Below are 16,812 nucleotides of genomic sequence, written 5' to 3'. Positions count from 1 at the left end.
TATGCCCCGCGTTGTCCGCGGAACGTGTGGTGCAAACAAGACAAGCGTACTGCTGGTAAGGATCTCACCGCGCGGGCAGCCCCCCGAGTGAGCGCGCCCGAAATGGTTACCGGCAAGTAGGTCGAGAGTGGCCTCGATCACTCGCGGACCGGCAAGTGACGCAGCGTTGTGCCCGTCACCCCGGTGTGGCCTGCGGCGGGCAAAAGAAAGTCCGCGCATCGCCGCCGAGCGGAGGCGATACACGGACTTCCGACGTCGTGAGAGGAAGATCTCAGACCCCGACGTGGACCCGAGCTCCGTCCTCGGAGCCCTCGATCAGGTTCTGCGGCTTGTCCCTGATCATGAACGCGATCACCGGGACCGCGGCGAGGAAGAAACCGGCGCCGACGTAGAACGCCACGTCGTAGCTGTGGATCGAGGCACGGGCGACCAGGTTGTCGAGCGTCGGATTGCCCTCCGCGAACGATTTGGCCGTCTGCACCGAGATGGTGGTCAGCAGGGCAGTGCCGACCGCGCCTCCGACCTGCTGCGCGGCGTTGAGCAACGCACTCGCCACACCCGAGTCCTCCTCCTCGACCTGATGCAGCGCGACGGTCTGCATGCCGACGAACAGCGGACCCATACCGAGCGCGATCAGCACCTGTGCGGGCAGCACGCTCGCCGCGTAGCTGTCGCCGTAGCTCAACTGCGCCAGCCACAGCAGGCCGAGGACACCGAGCACGGCACCCGCCACCATCAGCGGCCGCGGGCCGAGCTTCGGCAGCAGCGCACTGGTGACACCGGCGGAGATCGCGATGCCCGCGGGGAACGGCAGGAACGCAAAGCCGGCCTTCAGCGACGAGTAGCCGAGCGTGATCTGGAAGTAGTAGCTCAGGAACAGGAACATCGCGAACATCGCGATCGGGATGAGCAGCGCGGCGAGGAAGGCGCCGCCACGGTTGATCTCACCCGGAATATGCAGCGGCAAGAGCGGATTCGAGGAACGACGCTCGATCGCGACGAAGGCGATCAGCAGCGCGACACCCGCGACGAGCAGCCCGAGGGTGCTGCCTGCCAACCAGCCGTCGTCGGCGGCGCGACTGAAGCCGTACACGATCGCGATCAGACCGAGCGTCACGGTGACGGCACCCGGCACGTCGTAGCCGCCGGTGCGCGGGGCCGGTATGTCCTTCACCACAAAGGCCAGCGCACCGACCAGAGCGAGGATGGCGATCGGGGTGTTCACCAGCAGGCACCAGCGCCACGAGGCGTACTCGGTGAGCGCGCCACCCGCGATCAGTCCGAGCGCGGCCCCACCCGCGGAGATTCCGGCGAAGACACCGAACGCGGTCGCGCGTTCCTTGGCCTCGGTGAAAGTCACCGAGAGCAGCGAAAGTGCCGCCGGCGCAAGCAAAGCCGCGAAAGCGCCCTGCAGTGCGCGGCCGGCGAACAGCTCCACACCGTTCTGCGCGAGACCCGCAAGCGCGGAGGCCGCCGCGAAGCCCACGAGACCGACGATGAAGATCCGGCGCCTGCCGAGGTAGTCGGCGAGCCGGCCGCCGAGCAACAGCAGACCGCCGAAAATCAGCGTGTAGGCGGTGAGCATCCATTGCTTATTGCCATCACTGATGTCGAGATCACGTTGTGCGAACGGCAGCGAGATGGTCACGATGGTGGCGTCCAGCACCACCATGAGCTGGGCCAATGCGATCACCCCCAGGGCCAACCAGCGTGCCGAACTGCCTTGTTTTTCCGGAACGTCTACCGCTGTCGCAGTCTCGGTCACCTTGATCTCCTTGAAACTCGAAGTCGTGATGCCATCCTGTCATTGTCAGACATTTGTCGTCAAGAGAAAAATGTCGCAATCAGACATTTGACTGCTAACGACACGAAAAGTCCCGGTTGCGATACAGTGGAAAGATGCTCGAGTCATCAACGCCGACCGGCGCGAGCGCCGCAGCGGACTCCCCTGCCGGCGCCGAGCCGAACCAGGACCACGCCGCGATTCCCACGCCTGCCGGCCTGCGCGAGCGCAAGAAGCAGCAGACCCGGTTGCGCATCATCGAGGTCGGACTCGATCTCTGCGACGCGCATGGTTTCGATGCCACCACCGTCGAGCAGATCGCCAATGCCGCCGACGTCTCGCCCCGGACGATCAACCGGTATTTCGACAGCAAAGAAGACATCATCCTGGGGCCGATCAAGGACTTCGGCCGCACTGTCGCCGAGACGCTGCGCGGACTCCCGGTCACCGGCAACGAGCTGCAAGCATTGCGTGAGGCTTTCCTGCGGACCATCGACCAGGCGATAGACGGAAATGACAGACTGCTGTCGTTCCGGCAGTTCCAGCAGATGCAGCGCATCTTGCGCAACAGTCCGTCGGTCAGTGCGCGCAGTCTCGAACATGCCGACAACAAGACCGCCGCGATCGCCGAGGTGCTCGCCGAACGACTCCACACCCAGCCCGACGCACTCGAGGTGCGGCTGATCGTCGGCACCTGGCAGCTGATCGGTCAGCTCGGGATGGAATGTTCGGTCGACATCTTCGACGACAGCGATCCGGCGGCGGCGGCCATGGCGGGCCGCACCGCGTTCCTGTCCACCTTCGACGAGTTCGTGCGCATCTGCTGCGTCCCGTTGGCCACCGCAACCCGGTGATTTTCGACGACGATTTCGATCGTCGACCGACCGCCAGCTATGATGCCGGTCAGGTCATGAGTGCCAGCGCGAAGCCCCGGCTTGCTGGACGGCAACCCTCCTGCAGCGGTGGGGTGCTCCGGGTGATGACCGGGCTCTCGAAAGTCGAGAGCAAGCGCGCACTTCAGGAGGTACCCCCCATGTGTTGTTGTCCGTCGCCCACATCCCATTAGTAAGTAGTTCTGGCGAACAACCCCCTTGGAGTAAGACATGAGTGACCCCATCGCGTCCGCGGCCGATATCGATTCGATCGCGTCCGATCCGACGCAGTGGTCCTTCGAGACCAAGCAGGTCCACGCGGGGCAGGCCCCGGACGAGACCACCGGCGCCCGCGCCCTCCCGATCTACCAGACCACCTCCTACGCCTTCCGTGACACCGATCACGCGGCCGCGTTGTTCGGCCTCGCCGAGCCGGGCAACATCTACACCAGGATCATGAACCCGACCCAGGACGTGGTCGAGCAGCGCATTGCCGCCCTGGAGGGTGGTGTCGCCGCACTGCTGCTGGCCTCGGGACAGGCCGCGGAGACCTACGCGATCCTCAACCTGGCCTCGGCAGGCGACCACATCGTGTCCAGCCCGCACCTCTACGGCGGCACCTACAACCTCTTCCACTACTCGCTGCCCAAGCTCGGTATCGAGGTCTCCTTCGTGGAGGACCCCGACGACCTGGAGCAGTGGCGGGCGGCCATCCGGCCGAACACCAAGGCGTTCTACGGCGAGACCATCGCCAACCCGAGCAGTGCCCTCTTCGACATCCCGGGAATCTCCGCGATCGCGCACGCCAACGGACTGCCGCTGATCGTGGACAACACGGTCGCCACCCCGTACCTGATCCAGCCGCTCGCGCACGGTGCCGACATCGTCGTGCACTCGGCGACCAAGTACCTGGGCGGCCACGGCACCGCGGTCGCGGGCGTGATCGTCGACGGCGGCACGTTCGACTGGACCGTGCGCGACGAGCAGGGCGCGCCACGGTTCCCGGGTTTCACCACTCCGGACCCGAGCTACCACGGTGCGGTGTTCGCCGACCTGGGCGCACCCGCGTACGCGCTGAAGGCACGCGTGCAGCTGCTGCGCGACCTCGGCGCCGCGGTGTCGCCGTTCAACGCCTTCCTGATCAGTCAGGGCGTCGAGACGCTGAGCCTGCGCCTGGAGCGCCATGTCGCCAACGCGCAGGCGGTGGCCGAGTTCCTGACCGCCCAGCCCACCGTCGAAGCGGTGTACTACGCGGGGCTGCCGTCCTCGCCGTGGCACGAGCGCGCCAAGCAGCTCGCACCGAAGGGGCCGGGCGCGATTGTTGCGTTCGAGCTCAGCGGCGGTGTCGATGCGGGCAAGAAGTTCGTGGACGCATTAGCCCTGCACAGCCATGTCGCTAACATCGGTGATGTGCGTTCTCTCGTGATCCATCCTGCGTCGACCACGCACTCGCAGCTGACACCTGAAGAGCAGTTGGCCTCCGGCGTCACGCCGGGGCTGGTTCGGCTGGCGGTGGGCATCGAGGGAATCGACGACATCCTCGCCGATCTGCGAGCCGGTTTCGCGGCGGCGGCGACGTGACCGTGCACGCCGAACCGAGTGCCGTGCGACCCGCTCCGACGGTGGCCCTGCCACCGCCGGACGGGCGGCTCGGCATGATCGCCATCGGCGACGTGCGGCTGGAGAACGGCGCTGTGGTCGGGGACGTGCACCTGGCCGTGCAGCGCTGGGGTGAGCTCTCCCCCACGCTGGACAACGTGGTGCTGGTCGAGCACGCGCTGACCGGTGACTCGCATGTGATCGGACGCCCGGACGACATCCATCCACTGCCGGGGTGGTGGGACGGCATGGTCGGCCCCGGCGCGCCGATCGACACCGACGAGTGGTGTGTCATCGCGACGAATGTACTCGGCGGCTGCAAGGGCAGCACCGGGCCCACCTCGCTGGCTCCGGACGGAAAGCCTTGGGGCGCAAGGTTTCCGGAGATTTCCATCCGCGATCAGGTGAACGCGGAAGTGGCGCTGATGGATCTGCTCGGCATCGAAAGGCCGGCCGCGGTCGTCGGCGGGTCCATGGGTGGCATGCGGGTGCTGGAATGGATGGTCGGTACCCCGGACCGGGTCGGCGCCGCCCTGGTGCTCGCCGTCGGCGCACGCGCCACCGCCGATCAGATCGGCACGCAGACAACGCAAATCGCCGCGATCAAGGCCGACCCGGACTGGCAGGGCGGCGACTATCACGACACCGATCGCGCTCCGATGACCGGCATGGGCATCGCACGGCGCATCGCGCACCTGACCTATCGGACCGAGTCCGAGCTGGATCACCGCTTCGAGAACAACGCGCAGGGCGACGAGGATCCACGGCGCGGCGGCCGCTATGCGGTGCAGAGCTATCTGGACCATCAGGCCGACAAGCTCTGTAGCCGTTTCGATCCGGCCACCTATGTCTTGCTCACCGAGGCGATGAACCGGCACGACATCGGGCGTGGACGCGGCGGGGTCCAGGCCGCGCTTGCCGCGACGCCGGTGCCGTGTGTGGTCGGCGGCGTCGATTCCGATCGGCTCTATCCGCTGCGCACCCAGCAGGAGCTGGCCGATGGGCTGCCCGGCTGCGATGGACTGGAGATCGTGCATTCGCGCGACGGCCACGACGGATTCCTCACCGAGGCGGCCGCAGTGTCGAAGCTGCTGACCGAGACGATGCGGCTGGCCCGGATGCACCGCAAGCCGGTCGACTGACACCGCTCTTCGGCGGAGCCCGGGCACAGGTTGCCAGGGCACACGAAATACTTTGCCCCCGAGTCTATTCGGCGACGGGTGCTCCGACGAGCAGACCGACGATGGAACGCACGTAGGCCTGCAGCCGCTCTTTGGGATAGGTGTCGGGCTCACTGACCGCCAACCGGCCGAGCATTTCGGCGACGGTCAACAGCGAGTTGGTGAGCAACGCGGAATCCACGCCCGCCCACCGTGGCTCGAGCGCGGTACCCATACGGACCAGCGCCTCGGCCTGATCGAAGATGCCCGCACGCGAATTCTGCAGCGCGTCACGGTATTCGCCGGGAGCATTGCCCGGTGCGGTGAGAATCAACCGCCAACGGGTCGGATGCTCCAGTGCCACACCGACGAACGCCTCGACCGTCGCCGAGGCCGCGACGACCGGATCGGCGCCCATCAGATCGGTGGGCAATGTCGCGGCGACCTGCTCGAGGCCGCGCTCGTTTTCCCGCTCGAGCAGCGCCGTCACCAGCTCGGTGCGAGTCTTGAACACGGTGTAGAGCACCGGTTTTCCGACACCGGCCTGGTGCGCGACGGCCTCCATACTCAGCTCGTGCAGTTCCATCCTGTCCAATACGGCGAAGGCCGCGTCGAGCAGTTGGGCGCGACGTTGCTCCGGAGGCAGACGCGGTGCGTATCGCCTGCGCGGACGGTCGGCCGCGGTGTGCGATCGAGTCACTGCCGTTTCACCTCCACCGGTTCATAGTGTCACCCGCGGGCACCGGAAATGGAATCCGTTCGACAATAAATGCTACGGGACCGTTGTATTGCCTGCGGCCAATTGCTACGGTTGCGTTGCATTCGCCGCCATGGAGCGGACGAGCACGCAAAGGAGCAGCTGATGGCCTTCGATCCGACCACACTTCGCCGCGATGACTACGGGTTCTTCGGCCCCGGCTCACCGAGCTGGAAGATCTGGACCGCTCCGACCGCCGTGATCGGCTTCCAGCGCGCGGTGGTCCTCGAACACTTCGACCCGTTCCTGACCGCGGCCGTCGCCGACTCCCGCGGCATCTACACCGACCCGCGTCAGCGTCTCGACCGCACCTTCTCATACTTCCTCATCGCCGCCCTCGCCGACGGCCGCACGGCCATCCAGGCCGCCGAGCACCTGATGCGGGTGCATGCCTCGATGACCGGCATCGAACCGATCAGCGGGGCGCGCTACAGCGCCAACAGCCCGGAGACCCAGCTGTGGATCCACATCACCGGCTGGCACTCAGTGCTGAAGGCCTACGAAATGTTCGGACCCGGCCCGCTGTCGGCCGAGGAAGAGACGCGCTACTGGCACGAATGCGCGATCGCGGCCGAACTGCAGACCTGCAAGCCCGAAGACGTGCCGCGCTCCCGCGAGGAAGTGCGCGCGTATTTCGCCGAGGTCCGCGCGCGACTGTGCACCTCCGAGCGCGCCGAGAAGGGCATGCACCACCTGCTGTGGACCCCACTGCGCAACGGTGCGGGCATCAGCTATTTCGCGGGCAGCAGGCTGCTGTCGCTGGCTTCGGTCGCCACGCTGCCGAAGTGGATGCGCAAACTCGGCAGGTTCGATCGGCCACGCATCGTCGATCTGCTGGTCCGCCCCGCCGCCCGGACCATCGTGTGGGGCGCGTCGGCGTTCGATTCCTTCGGCCTCATCGTCGCGGCGCCGTTCATCGCCCCGATGGCCGGCCAGATCCTGGAACAGCACCTGAAGGGACAACCGCCCGCCGAACTCGAGACGATCACACCGGCCCAGGCGCGTAGCCGCTACGGCGCGCGCAGCGGACGCGCAGCCGTGGCCGAAGCAGGCTAGGTGCACTAGCCCTCGGGCACGCGGTCGTCCTCCAGCGCGCTCCACGGTCCCGTTGCCCATTCCGCGCCGTCGCGAAACGGCTTGCTGATCCACGCAGGACGCGCGGGGCAGCCGGACAACCGGCCCGCGCCGGACCTGCTGCGCGTGGCGACCAGATAGTAGCCCTTCGAATCCTGTTCCAGGGCGGGTAGATACGCGCAGACCAGCCCCGCCGCCATATCCAGATCTCCCGCCATGGCGGTCCCGACGAGCGGCGCGCCCTCGCGGCCGTTGTCATCGAAGGCCACCACGGTCCACAGCGAATGCGCCCCGCCGCTCCCGCCATCGGTATCACTCATGCCGTTTCCCCTGCACTGGAGTCGCTGCATCGGACCGGACCGTCAGGTTCCCGGACGGCCTCGGACTCGCTCGGCATCCAAGCTATAGCTCATGAAAACCATTGCGAGCCGGAGGATTCAGCTTACTACCTGCGACACCCGGCGTGGCTCGGGTCGGGATATCCGCACCGGTCTCAGCCCGCCGCCAGACGCCTGGCCGCCTCGACCCGGTTGATATTGGTCTCGATCCACTCGCGTAGCGCCGCGATCGGAGTGCGCAGGCTGTGGCCGAGCTCCGTGAGGTCGTAGTCGACGCGCGGTGGAATGGTGGGATGCACTGTGCGCGTGACGAATCCGTCCGATTCGAGCTGCCGCAGAGTTTGCGTGAGCATCTTCTGCGAGACGCCATCGATGCGGCGGTACAGGTCGGTATAACGCATCGTCCCGTCGGCGAGGGCATCGACGATCAACACCGTCCACTTACCCGCGACCTGGTCGAGTAGCTGCCGAGTAGGGCACTTCGCCGAATAGACATCGGCAGGCAGCCCACTGGCCTCATGGATCGTACGCACGTTTTCGAGTGTAACGCACTTTCAAGTGCCGTCTTCCTATTGAAGAGTAACTCTCCGATAGTAAGAATCATGACAACACAGACACTTTCGGTTCCCGACGCCATTCGCACCCGCCGCACCACACGCCACTACCGCCCCGACCCGGTGCCGCAGGAACTGCTCGAGGAGCTGCTGGACCTAGCAGTCGAGGCACCCACCGCATGGAATATGCAGGACCGTTCGATTGTGGTGGTGACCAGCGAGTCCGGCCGCCGCAACCTCTCGACCGCCGCCTACGGTCAGCCGCAGCCGCTGCAGGCGCCGGTGGTGCTGGTCTTCGTCGCCGAGACCGCGGCCTGGGAGGCGAGCAATACCGATATCGCCGAATTGGCGGGCCGCAACGGCGCGTGGAACACGGAGTTCACCGCGATGTTCGACTCCCGCGCCGAATTCCACTCGCTGCACCAGCGCGGGCTGATCCGCGAGAACGCGGTGAAGAACGCGATGATCGCGGCAACCTACGTCATGCTCGCCGCCACCAGCCTCGGCCTGGCCTCGGCGCCGATGAACGGCTGGGACCCGGACCTGGTGAAGAAGGCCATCGGCATCGACGACCGCCCCGACCTCGCCATCACGGTCATGGTGGCCATCGGCTACAGCGACGCCAACCCACCGCACCCCGGTCGCCGCCCGCGCGAGCACACCGTGTTCACCGAGCGCTACCCCGCCGGCCGGTGAACTAGCCGATGCGTGCGCCGTCCTCGCCGACACATCGGCGAGGACAACTGAACGACCCCGTGCTCACCGAGGTTTCGCCCCACGGCCTCGGATCGGACGCGAATGCTGACCCGTCAGCCGACGCCGAGAGTGTTGATAGTCGCGGCAATGAAAACGATCAGGGTGCCGAGGATGCTCAAGGTCGCGACATCGAAGGGCTTGCTGCGCACCGCGAGCAGGCCGACCCGAGCCGTCGGCAGACACAGCCGGAAAGCGGCAGCCAGCAGCGTCGCGCCACCGAAGAACAGCGCCCCACGACGCCAGCGATCCGAGGCGACAAAAATCACCGCGAGCACGATGACCACCGTCACGACGACCATCGGCAGGTGAGAGCGCAGGAACTGCTCACCCCGGTTCCTACCGGACTGCCGTCCAGCGGCAGAGGCGTCCACGTCGGTCACGGCACCGATTCTTGCAGACACCAGGCGGCCGGTCACCGACAGCGGTCGTCGGACCGCGAGTTATTCGACAGCCGAGCGTGCCACAACAAATCACGCTGCCCTGAAAGCCCTGCGCGCACCGACCGATTTTCCCTGAACGGCCGCCGCTACGGCGGTGGTCCCGGCGATGCGACGCTCGCCACGAAAACCCCTACTACAGGACGTAGTTTAGCGGTAACGTGGACTTCTCCAGAACTCGAGGATGGGTGGTGGGAACGATGAAAGCGTTGACACAGACTCGGCACCATCTGAAGGCAATCCGGCAGGCGAAGCGAAATCGGTCCGATCTATTCGGCTGGCTCGTCCATCGACCGCAGGTGCTGTTCGGCACAATCGTCTACGAGACGTCGTTGCTGTTCGCCAATCGGCTGGATCCGAAGCTCAAGGACTTGGCCCAACTGAAGACCGCAGGCCTGGTGAACTGCGAATTCTGCCTCGATATCGGTTCCGCGATCGCCCGCTCCTCCGGCCTGAACGAACAACAGCTCACCGACCTGCCGCGCTACCGAACCAGCGACGCCTACAGCGACCTGGAAAGACTCGTCATCTCCTTCGCCGAAGCCATGACCTCGACGCCGGCCGTCGAGCTCGACGACCTGCGCACCGCCCTACTGACACAGCTGACAAAGACGCAGGTCGCCGAGTTGGCCACCACCATCGCCTGGGAGAACGAACGGGCCCGCCTCAACCAGGGCCTCGGCGTGCGTCCGACCGGAATGGCGGACGGCATGGCCTGCGCCTTACCGGAGCGACCCGCCGAGTAAGCGTCTTCGGTCTGTTACCCGACTGAACAGCTCCGTCAGTGGACCGTGGCCGATCCTGCGATCGCCGACGGTAGGCCGACAAGGTGGCTGCCACCGAACCTGATTGACTGGCCCGGTGTTCCGACTGATGTTTCATGAGCCTGCCATCCCGGGGAATACCGGCAATGCGATCCGACTGGTCGCCGGGACCGGGTGCGAGCTGCATTTGGTCGAACCGCTGGGGTTCGACCTTTCGGAGTCGAAGCTGCGGCGGGCCGGCTTGGATTACCACGATCTGGCTTCGGTGACGGTGCACGAGAATTTGGCGGCGGCGTGGCAGGCACTGCGGCCCGAGCGGGTGTTCGCGTTCACTACGCAGGCCCGGACGCACTACACCGAGGTGGCCTATCGGGAGGGGGATGTGCTGTTGTTCGGCACCGAGCCCACCGGTCTGCCCGCGGAGGTACTTGCCGACTCGCATGTCACTACGCAGTTGCGGATCCCCATGCTGCCGGGGCGGCGGTCGATGAACCTGTCCAACGCAGCCGCGGTCACCGTGTACGAAGCTTGGCGCCAACTCGGATTTCCCGGCGGGGTGTGAACCAGTCGCCCCTCGGCCGGGCGCCGGTGATTTCAGAGGTCGACTTCGAAGCGTTTGAAGCGCGAGGTCGCGCCTGCGGCCAGGCGGACAGCGGATTTGGGGACGCCGTAGTGCTCGGCAAGGAGTTCGATGGCGGCCTTGTTCGCCTTACCTTCGACGGCGGGGGCGCGCACATATAACTGCAGGGTGCCGTCGGCGAGGGTCTCGATGAGCGGGCCTTTACGGCTGTTCGGTTTTATCGTCGCCCTGACCACCGTCGACACCTGCCGCTCCTGTCTCGCCGCTGGCATCGGGGCTCTTCGAGGTGCTTGCGGCCGTCGGTTCGGCCACCGTTTCCGCCGCGACCGCCGATTTCTTCGGCGTGGCCGATTCTTCCGTAGCCGTGACACCCGGTTTCCGGCCGGGCCGCCGCACGATGCGCACGATGCCCCAGACCACCGCGCCGACCACGACGAGGAAACCGAGCCACGGAATCGCCTTGCCGCTGAAGACGACCGCGTCCTTCAGCCAGTCCATCAGCGAGTGCCAGCCCGAGACGATGCCATCCCAGAAATTGGTCGGCCCGTCGTCGGACTTCTTGTCCACGGTGGTGATATCGATGGTCAAGGTGGACAGTGCGACCTGGTCGTCGAGGTGACGCTTCTGCGCGGTGAGGCTGTCGAGTTCGCCTTGACGACTGGACAGAGCGCTTTCCGCGGCAATGAGATCCGCGGTGCTCGTTGCGCCTGCGATGAGTGCGCGCAGCCGGTCTACCGAGGCCTGCAGCGCCTTGATCCGCGCGTCGAGGTCTTCCCACCGCATTGTCACGTCGTCGCGGTTGGTGCTCACCTGGGTGACACGCCCGAGGCCGCCGAGACCGTCGATGAAACTATCCGTCTTGTCCGAGGGAACCCGCACGGTGAGCGTGGCGCTCGGGTCGACGTCGTCGCCTCCCGGTTGTTCGGTGCGGCTATCGATCCGGCCGTCGAGCAGCCGCACCTGATCGGCGACCTTGCCCGCGGTGCCGACCGGGTCGCTCGCGGTGAGCGACACGCTGCCGGTGACGACCTCCTTACGCAGCGTGATCGATTCACCGCTTTGCCCGCGGTTGTCCTGTTTGGTCGCCGGGCCTTGTTCACGGAACCCCGGCGGTACGATCGCGGGCGCGGGAGCGACGGCGGTGGCCATGGTCGACCCCTCCGAGGCGGAGCTGCCGTTGTCGTCACCGCACCCGGCGAGCAACGTCAAACCCAGCAGGCCGGTCATCACGACAGCAAGCTTGCGCATGACCGAAGACTAGCCGCTGCAGTGAGTTCGGTCACCGAGCTCGCCATCCGGGTTATCCCAACCGGTGCGACGCCGACGAGTCCGACGAGGCATCTTTCGATCTGATCGGTGAGCGGCGGCCCTGGTTGGTCCGGCCGGTCGAGTCGCATCGACACCGCACCGTGAACTGCCGCACGCAGATCGAGCGTGACCGACGCCGCATCGTCGTCGGGCACGAGACCGGCATCCATGCATCGTTGGACGGCGGCGATGGTGCGTTCGGTCAGTTCCTGTGTGAACAGTATCGCCGCGCGCTGGTTGAGGGTGCTTTCGTGCAGCACCTTGTAGAGGCCGGATGCCGGGCGTTCATGCGCCGAGTACGTGGGTGCACGTGCGCAGTGTTTCGACGGGATCGTCGGAGGCGGCTTCCACGTCCTCGATGGCACGTACCAGATCACCGTGGTACTGCTCGAGCGCGGCGAGCACCAGTGCGTCGCGGTCGGCGAAGCAGATAGACCGACGTTGCGGCACTGCCGATTCGCGTGCGATTTCGAGGCCGCCGCCGCACTGATCGGCGATCGGTACATCCAGCACAACCCGGAAATCGCCGACGGACTCGAAGGACTGCTCGCCCGGCTCGCCCACCCGAGGGAAGCGTTTCCCAGATTGCGTGTCGAGGTGAAATGTCTTGTCGCGGAAGGTAATTAAATCTGCGCTCAGGTGCACCGAGTACGCGAACCCGGGCAGCGCGGCCTGGCGATCATGGATATATTCCGGCTCGACGGCGGAAAGCTCGTCGAACATTGGGATGTCATCCAGCCGATCCCGGCGGATGCCGTCAACCAGAACGGAATATTCTGAGCATCAACGGAAGTCGCGAGACTTCGCCTCGATACGCAGGTCCATGCGCTGTAGGTGCTCGGCGACCACGCTGACCGCGCCTTCGGCGTTCTGGACGCGGCCGCGGATGAGAAGCGCGGGGGCGCTCTGCGCCAGGCGGCGGTAGCGGGTCCACAGGCCCACCGAGCAGACGACGTTCACCATGCCGGTTTCGTCTTCCAGGTTGAGGAAGGTGACACCCGCGGCGGTGGCGGGACGCTGCCGGTGGGTGACGGCGCCGCCGACCAGGACTCGGGAACCGTCGGGAACGGCGAGCAGACCGGAGGCCGGGATGACACCGAGGGCGTCGAGTTGGGGGCGCAGGAATTCGGTGGGGTAGCTGCCGGGGGAGACGCCGGTGGCCCAGACGTCGGCGGCGGCGAGTTCGAGCGCGCTCATGCCGGGCAGGGCGGGGGCGGTGGTGGCGGCGCCGGTGCCGGGTAGGCGGTCGGGACGTTCGCCCGCGGCGGCGCCCGCCGCCCAGAGCGCCGCGCGGCGAGTACCGCCGAGGCTGCCGAGCGCGCCCGCGGTGGCGAGTGACTCCGCTTGGGCGACAGTGAGTTCCACGCGGCCGGCGAGGTCGAGGAAGGATGTGTACGGCACCGCCCCACGAGCCGTGACGATGCGTTCGGCGAGGTCGGCGCCGATGTGGCGGATTGTCGCGAGGCCGAGGCGCACCTGGGTGCCGCGCTGCTCGAGGGTCGGTTCGGCGCGGCTGGCGTTGATGTCTGGACTGTGCACGAGCACCCCGTGTCTGCGGGCATCGGCGACCAGCGACTGCGGAGAGTAGAAGCCCATCGGCTGAGCACGCAGCAAACCGGCGCAGAAGGCCGCGGGATGATGCAGTTTGAACCACGCCGAATAGAACACGATCGAGGCGAAGCTCTGCGAATGGCTTTCCGGAAAGCCGAAATTCGCGAAAGCATATAGCTTTTCGTAGATACGGTCGGCGACCTCGCCGGTGATGCCGTGCAGCTCGCGCATGCCCTCGTACAGGCGATCCTTGAGTCGTTCCATGCGCTCCGGCGAGCGTTTGGACCCCATGGCGCGGCGCAACTGGTCGGCCTCGGCGGCGGTGAAACCGGCGACATCGACGGCCATCTGCATGAGCTGCTCTTGGAACAGCGGCACGCCGAGGGTGCGCGCGAGTGAATTCCGTAGGGCCTCATGGTCATAGGTCACCTCTTCGAGCCCGTTGCGGCGGCGAATGTAGGGATGGACCGAACCGCCTTGGATCGGACCAGGTCGAATCAGCGCCACCTCAACGACCAGGTCGTAGAATTTCCGCGGTTTCAATCGGGGCAGCGTGGCCATCTGAGCGCGTGACTCCACCTGGAAAACACCCACCGAGTCGGCGCGCGAGAGCATTTCGTAGACAGCGGCTTCCTGCAGGTCCAGCTTGTGCAGCTCGACCGTCTCCCCCTTGTGCTCACGCACCATATCGATCATGTAATGCAGCGCGGAGAGCATGCCGAGGCCGAGTAGGTCGAACTTCACCAGATTGACCGCGGCGCAATCATCCTTGTCCCACTGCAGCACGCTGCGGCCCGGCATCCGCGCCCACTCCACCGGGCAGACATCGGCGATGGGCCGGTCGCAGATCACCATGCCGCCGGAGTGGATGCCGAGATGTCTCGGCAAACCCTCGATTTCGGTGGCCAACTCGAGCACCTCTGCGGGAATATCGGTGCCGGTCTCGCCGCCGACGCCGCTCCAGCGGCTCACCTGTTTGCTCCACGCATCCTGCTGGCCCGGCGAAAAGCCCAGTGCGCGTGCGGCATCGCGCACCGCGGACTTACCGCGGTAGGTGATCACATTGGCCACCTGAGCGGCATAGTCGCGACCGTATTTGGTGTAGACATGCTGGATCGCCTCCTCCCGACGATCGGATTCGATGTCGACATCGATATCGGGCGGGCCGTCGCGCTCCGGGGAGAGGAACCGTTCGAACAGCAGATTGTTGGCGACGGGATCGACATTGGTGATGCCGATCGCGTAGCAGACCGCCGAGTTGGCCGCCGAACCGCGGCCCTGGCACAGGATGTCGTTGTCCTTGCAGAAGGTGACGATGTCGTGCACCACCAGGAAGTAGCCGGGGAACTCCAGCTTGTCGATCACCGCGAGCTCGTGCTCGATCTGCTGGTACGCCTGGGAATTTCCCGCTCGTGGACCATATCTGTCGGCAGCGCCCGTGAGTGTCAGCTCACGTAGCCACGACTTCTCGTCGTGTCCGGTGGGCACGTCGAACGGCGGCAGCTTCGGTGCGATCAATTTCAGATCGAAGGCGCATTCGCGGGCGAGCGCCACCGCGTTCGCCACCGCCTGCGGACAAGCGGCGAACAGCTGTGCCATCTCCGCGCCGGAGCGCAAGTGCGCACCGCCGGCCGGGGCCAGCCAGCCTGCGATCTCGTCCAGGCTCCGACGCGACCTGATCGCCGCGAGCGCCATGGCGCGGCGACGCTGACCGGGTCCGGCGAAATGCGCTCCGGTGGTCGCCAGCACGGGTAGGCCGAGCCGGTCGGCCAGTGCGAGGAGATGGGCGTTGCGCTCGTCGTCCTCCGGAATGCCGTGGTGGGTGAGCTCCACGCTCACCCGGTCGGCGCCGAAACGTGCCATCAGATCGCGCAGGGCCGCTTCCGCCTCGGCGAGGCGGGTGTCGCCCGCACCGAGATCACGCTCGAGAGCTCGGCGGACATGGCCTTTGCGGCAACCGGTCAGGATGTGCCAGTGCCGGTCCGCCGCGGCGGTGAGCGCGTCGAGGTCGTAACGGAGAATGCCCTTCTCCCCTGCGGCCATGTGAGCGACCGCGATCTCACGCGATAGTCGCCGGTACCCTTCTTGTCCCCTGGCGAGTACGAGCAGATGCGGACCGGCGGGGTCGGGCGAGCCGGTGCGCGGTGCCGAATCCGCGCCTGCGGCCTGCGCCCCTTCCCGCCGCTGCGCACCGAGTGACAGCTCCGCGCCGAAGACCGTGGGCATCCCCCATTCCTTTGCCGCCTCCGCGAAGCGCACAGTTCCGTAGAAGCCGTCGTGGTCGGTGAGCGCGATCGCCGCCAACCCGAGCCGGACCGCCTCCTCCACCAGTTCCTCCGGCTGGCTCGCCCCGTCCAGAAAGCTGTAGGCCGAATGTGCGTGCAACTCCGCATACGGCACCACCGGTCCCGCAGCGGGTTCGACCGGCTCGGCCCGGTACGCACCGCGCTTGCGCGACCACGCCGGACTGTCGCCGCCGTCGCCGGGGTACATCGCCTCCGGGTTGGTCCGGCCGGGCCGACCGGACAGCACCCGCTCCAGCTCCGCCCAGGTCGGCGGACCGTTGCTCCAACCCATGACACATCACCTCCTCAATTATCGAACATACATTCGAAATGTTAAGGAGTGGCAACGGGGCGGCAACCTCGGAGATTCACCCGTCGCCGCAGGTCATCCGGCCGGCAGCGACTCTTTCGACGCGGCGGTCAGCGCGGCCCCGACCCTGTCGAGCTTGGCCCGGACCACGGCGCCATAGGCGTCGTTGGCGAGAATGTCGAGATGGCCGCGCGCGATGGCCAATTGCATACGAGCGGTGTCGAAATCGCCGACGCGGCGGTGACTGTCGGCCAGGCTGAGATACAGCGCGGGAAGGAAGCCGCGGAGCCCTTCGTCGAGCGGAACGCCGGGACCGAACACCGCGGCGAGCGCGCGCTGATCCCATAGCAGCGCCCCATCGGCGGTGTCCTGCAGATCGGCAAGATGATGCGCGATCAAGCAGCGATGCAAGGGATCTCCACCGACACCGATCTCGATCCACAACTCCTCGAGCAGCCGCTGGGCCGCCTCCGGATCCCCACTTCCGAGCCGCACCGCGGCAAATACTTCCGCCATCCGATCGTCCGCCATGCGCAGAGTATCGCACATATGTTCGAAGGATTCGAGATGCGTTCGAGCGCGACCCCCTACGTGACGGGGCTCACTTGGCAGGTAAACTTACTTAGGAGTAAGTTCGTGCCAAATCGACCTGCAAAGGAGCAGCGATGACCCGAGCATCCGCTG

General features: G+C 66.3%; 18 protein-coding genes and 1 riboswitch. Of the genes, 7 read left to right on the top strand and 11 right to left on the bottom strand.

Features of this window, described 5'->3' with window-relative positions; all coding sequences use genetic code 11:
- Window positions 1-271 precede the first annotated feature (271 nt).
- Window positions 272-1,765 carry an MFS transporter gene (locus AB0M74_RS13515; protein WP_364906017.1) on the bottom strand — a complete coding sequence of 498 codons (1,494 nt, stop codon included), beginning with the start codon at window positions 1,763-1,765 and terminating at the stop codon, window positions 272-274.
- Window positions 1,766-1,899: 134 nt separating this feature from the next.
- Here AB0M74_RS13515 and AB0M74_RS13510 point away from each other — a divergent pair, with 134 nt between their 5' ends.
- The 3 genes from AB0M74_RS13510 to AB0M74_RS13500 all read left to right on the top strand — a co-directional run bounded on the left by AB0M74_RS13510 (window position 1,900) and on the right by AB0M74_RS13500 (window position 5,396).
- Entirely contained in the window at window positions 1,900-2,637 is a 738-nt protein-coding gene (locus AB0M74_RS13510) for a TetR family transcriptional regulator (RefSeq protein WP_364906015.1), read from the top strand.
- A gap of 52 nt (window positions 2,638-2,689) precedes the next feature.
- Window positions 2,690-2,800: riboswitch (SAM riboswitch) on the top strand.
- Window positions 2,801-2,886: 86 nt separating this feature from the next.
- On the top strand, window positions 2,887-4,236 hold the full coding sequence (locus AB0M74_RS13505; protein ID WP_364906012.1) for a bifunctional o-acetylhomoserine/o-acetylserine sulfhydrylase: 1,350 nt from the start codon (window positions 2,887-2,889) through the stop codon (window positions 4,234-4,236).
- A 74-nt stretch (window positions 4,237-4,310) separates the two neighbouring features.
- On the top strand, window positions 4,311-5,396 hold the full coding sequence (locus AB0M74_RS13500) for a homoserine O-acetyltransferase (RefSeq protein WP_364906541.1): 1,086 nt from the start codon (window positions 4,311-4,313) through the stop codon (window positions 5,394-5,396).
- 64 nt (window positions 5,397-5,460) lie between these two features.
- Here AB0M74_RS13500 and AB0M74_RS13495 read toward each other — a convergent pair whose 3' ends face one another.
- Window positions 5,461-6,114, bottom strand: a complete 654-nt coding sequence (locus AB0M74_RS13495) for a TetR/AcrR family transcriptional regulator (RefSeq protein ID WP_364906009.1) — start codon at window positions 6,112-6,114, stop codon at window positions 5,461-5,463.
- A gap of 162 nt (window positions 6,115-6,276) precedes the next feature.
- Between AB0M74_RS13495 and AB0M74_RS13490 the strand changes: the two genes are divergently transcribed.
- On the top strand, window positions 6,277-7,227 hold the full coding sequence (locus AB0M74_RS13490) for an oxygenase MpaB family protein (RefSeq protein WP_364906006.1): 951 nt from the start codon (window positions 6,277-6,279) through the stop codon (window positions 7,225-7,227).
- 5 nt (window positions 7,228-7,232) lie between these two features.
- Here the strand turns inward: AB0M74_RS13490 and AB0M74_RS13485 are convergent, their stop codons facing one another.
- Window positions 7,233-7,565, bottom strand: a complete 333-nt coding sequence (locus tag AB0M74_RS13485) for a hypothetical protein (RefSeq protein ID WP_364906003.1) — start codon at window positions 7,563-7,565, stop codon at window positions 7,233-7,235.
- Window positions 7,566-7,738: 173 nt separating this feature from the next.
- A complete protein-coding gene (locus tag AB0M74_RS13480) occupies window positions 7,739-8,116 on the bottom strand; it encodes a helix-turn-helix domain-containing protein (protein ID WP_364906000.1) in 378 nt (125 codons plus the stop codon).
- A 69-nt stretch (window positions 8,117-8,185) separates the two neighbouring features.
- Here AB0M74_RS13480 and AB0M74_RS13475 point away from each other — a divergent pair, with 69 nt between their 5' ends.
- Window positions 8,186-8,833: a nitroreductase family protein gene (locus tag AB0M74_RS13475; RefSeq protein ID WP_364905998.1), complete on the top strand. Its 648-nt coding sequence runs from the start codon at window positions 8,186-8,188 to the stop codon at window positions 8,831-8,833.
- Between the two features lie 113 nt (window positions 8,834-8,946).
- On the opposite strand, the gene AB0M74_RS13470 is transcribed toward AB0M74_RS13475, so the two are convergent.
- Window positions 8,947-9,192 (bottom strand): DUF3017 domain-containing protein, encoded by a 246-nt coding sequence (locus tag AB0M74_RS13470; protein ID WP_364906538.1) that lies wholly within the window; start codon window positions 9,190-9,192, stop codon window positions 8,947-8,949.
- A gap of 338 nt (window positions 9,193-9,530) precedes the next feature.
- Here AB0M74_RS13470 and AB0M74_RS13465 point away from each other — a divergent pair, with 338 nt between their 5' ends.
- Both AB0M74_RS13465 and AB0M74_RS13460 read left to right on the top strand, forming a co-directional pair.
- Entirely contained in the window at window positions 9,531-10,076 is a 546-nt protein-coding gene (locus AB0M74_RS13465) for a carboxymuconolactone decarboxylase family protein (RefSeq protein ID WP_364905995.1), read from the top strand.
- Window positions 10,077-10,191: 115 nt separating this feature from the next.
- Window positions 10,192-10,656, top strand: coding sequence for a tRNA (cytidine(34)-2'-O)-methyltransferase (locus tag AB0M74_RS13460; protein WP_364905992.1), 465 nt, complete (start codon window positions 10,192-10,194; stop codon window positions 10,654-10,656).
- Between the two features lie 32 nt (window positions 10,657-10,688).
- Here AB0M74_RS13460 and AB0M74_RS13455 read toward each other — a convergent pair whose 3' ends face one another.
- The 6 genes from AB0M74_RS13455 to AB0M74_RS13430 form a co-directional block, all read right to left on the bottom strand.
- Window positions 10,689-10,946, bottom strand: coding sequence for a DUF167 domain-containing protein (locus AB0M74_RS13455; protein ID WP_364905989.1), 258 nt, complete (start codon window positions 10,944-10,946; stop codon window positions 10,689-10,691).
- A complete protein-coding gene (locus AB0M74_RS13450; RefSeq protein WP_364905986.1) occupies window positions 10,876-11,922 on the bottom strand; it encodes a DUF4349 domain-containing protein in 1,047 nt (348 codons plus the stop codon). Before AB0M74_RS13450 ends, AB0M74_RS13455 begins: the two co-directional genes overlap by 71 nt.
- On the bottom strand, window positions 11,901-12,242 hold the full coding sequence (locus AB0M74_RS13445; RefSeq protein WP_364905984.1) for a hypothetical protein: 342 nt from the start codon (window positions 12,240-12,242) through the stop codon (window positions 11,901-11,903). The genes AB0M74_RS13450 and AB0M74_RS13445 overlap by 22 nt, the downstream gene beginning before the upstream one ends.
- 25 nt (window positions 12,243-12,267) lie before the next feature.
- Window positions 12,268-12,705 carry a hypothetical protein gene (locus tag AB0M74_RS13440; RefSeq protein WP_364905981.1) on the bottom strand — a complete coding sequence of 146 codons (438 nt, stop codon included), beginning with the start codon at window positions 12,703-12,705 and terminating at the stop codon, window positions 12,268-12,270.
- A gap of 60 nt (window positions 12,706-12,765) precedes the next feature.
- Window positions 12,766-16,110: an error-prone DNA polymerase gene (locus AB0M74_RS13435; protein WP_364905978.1), complete on the bottom strand. Its 3,345-nt coding sequence runs from the start codon at window positions 16,108-16,110 to the stop codon at window positions 12,766-12,768.
- Between the two features lie 93 nt (window positions 16,111-16,203).
- Window positions 16,204-16,659: a hypothetical protein gene (locus tag AB0M74_RS13430; RefSeq protein ID WP_364905975.1), complete on the bottom strand. Its 456-nt coding sequence runs from the start codon at window positions 16,657-16,659 to the stop codon at window positions 16,204-16,206.
- Window positions 16,660-16,812 lie beyond the last annotated feature (153 nt).

The sequence above is a fragment of the Nocardia sp. NPDC051463 genome, assembly GCF_040681975.1.
In the GTDB taxonomy this organism is placed as follows: Bacteria; Actinomycetota; Actinomycetes; order Mycobacteriales; family Mycobacteriaceae; genus Nocardia.
Note: the sequence above shows the minus strand (reverse complement) of the source record. Positions and strands in the feature narration are given on the sequence as shown.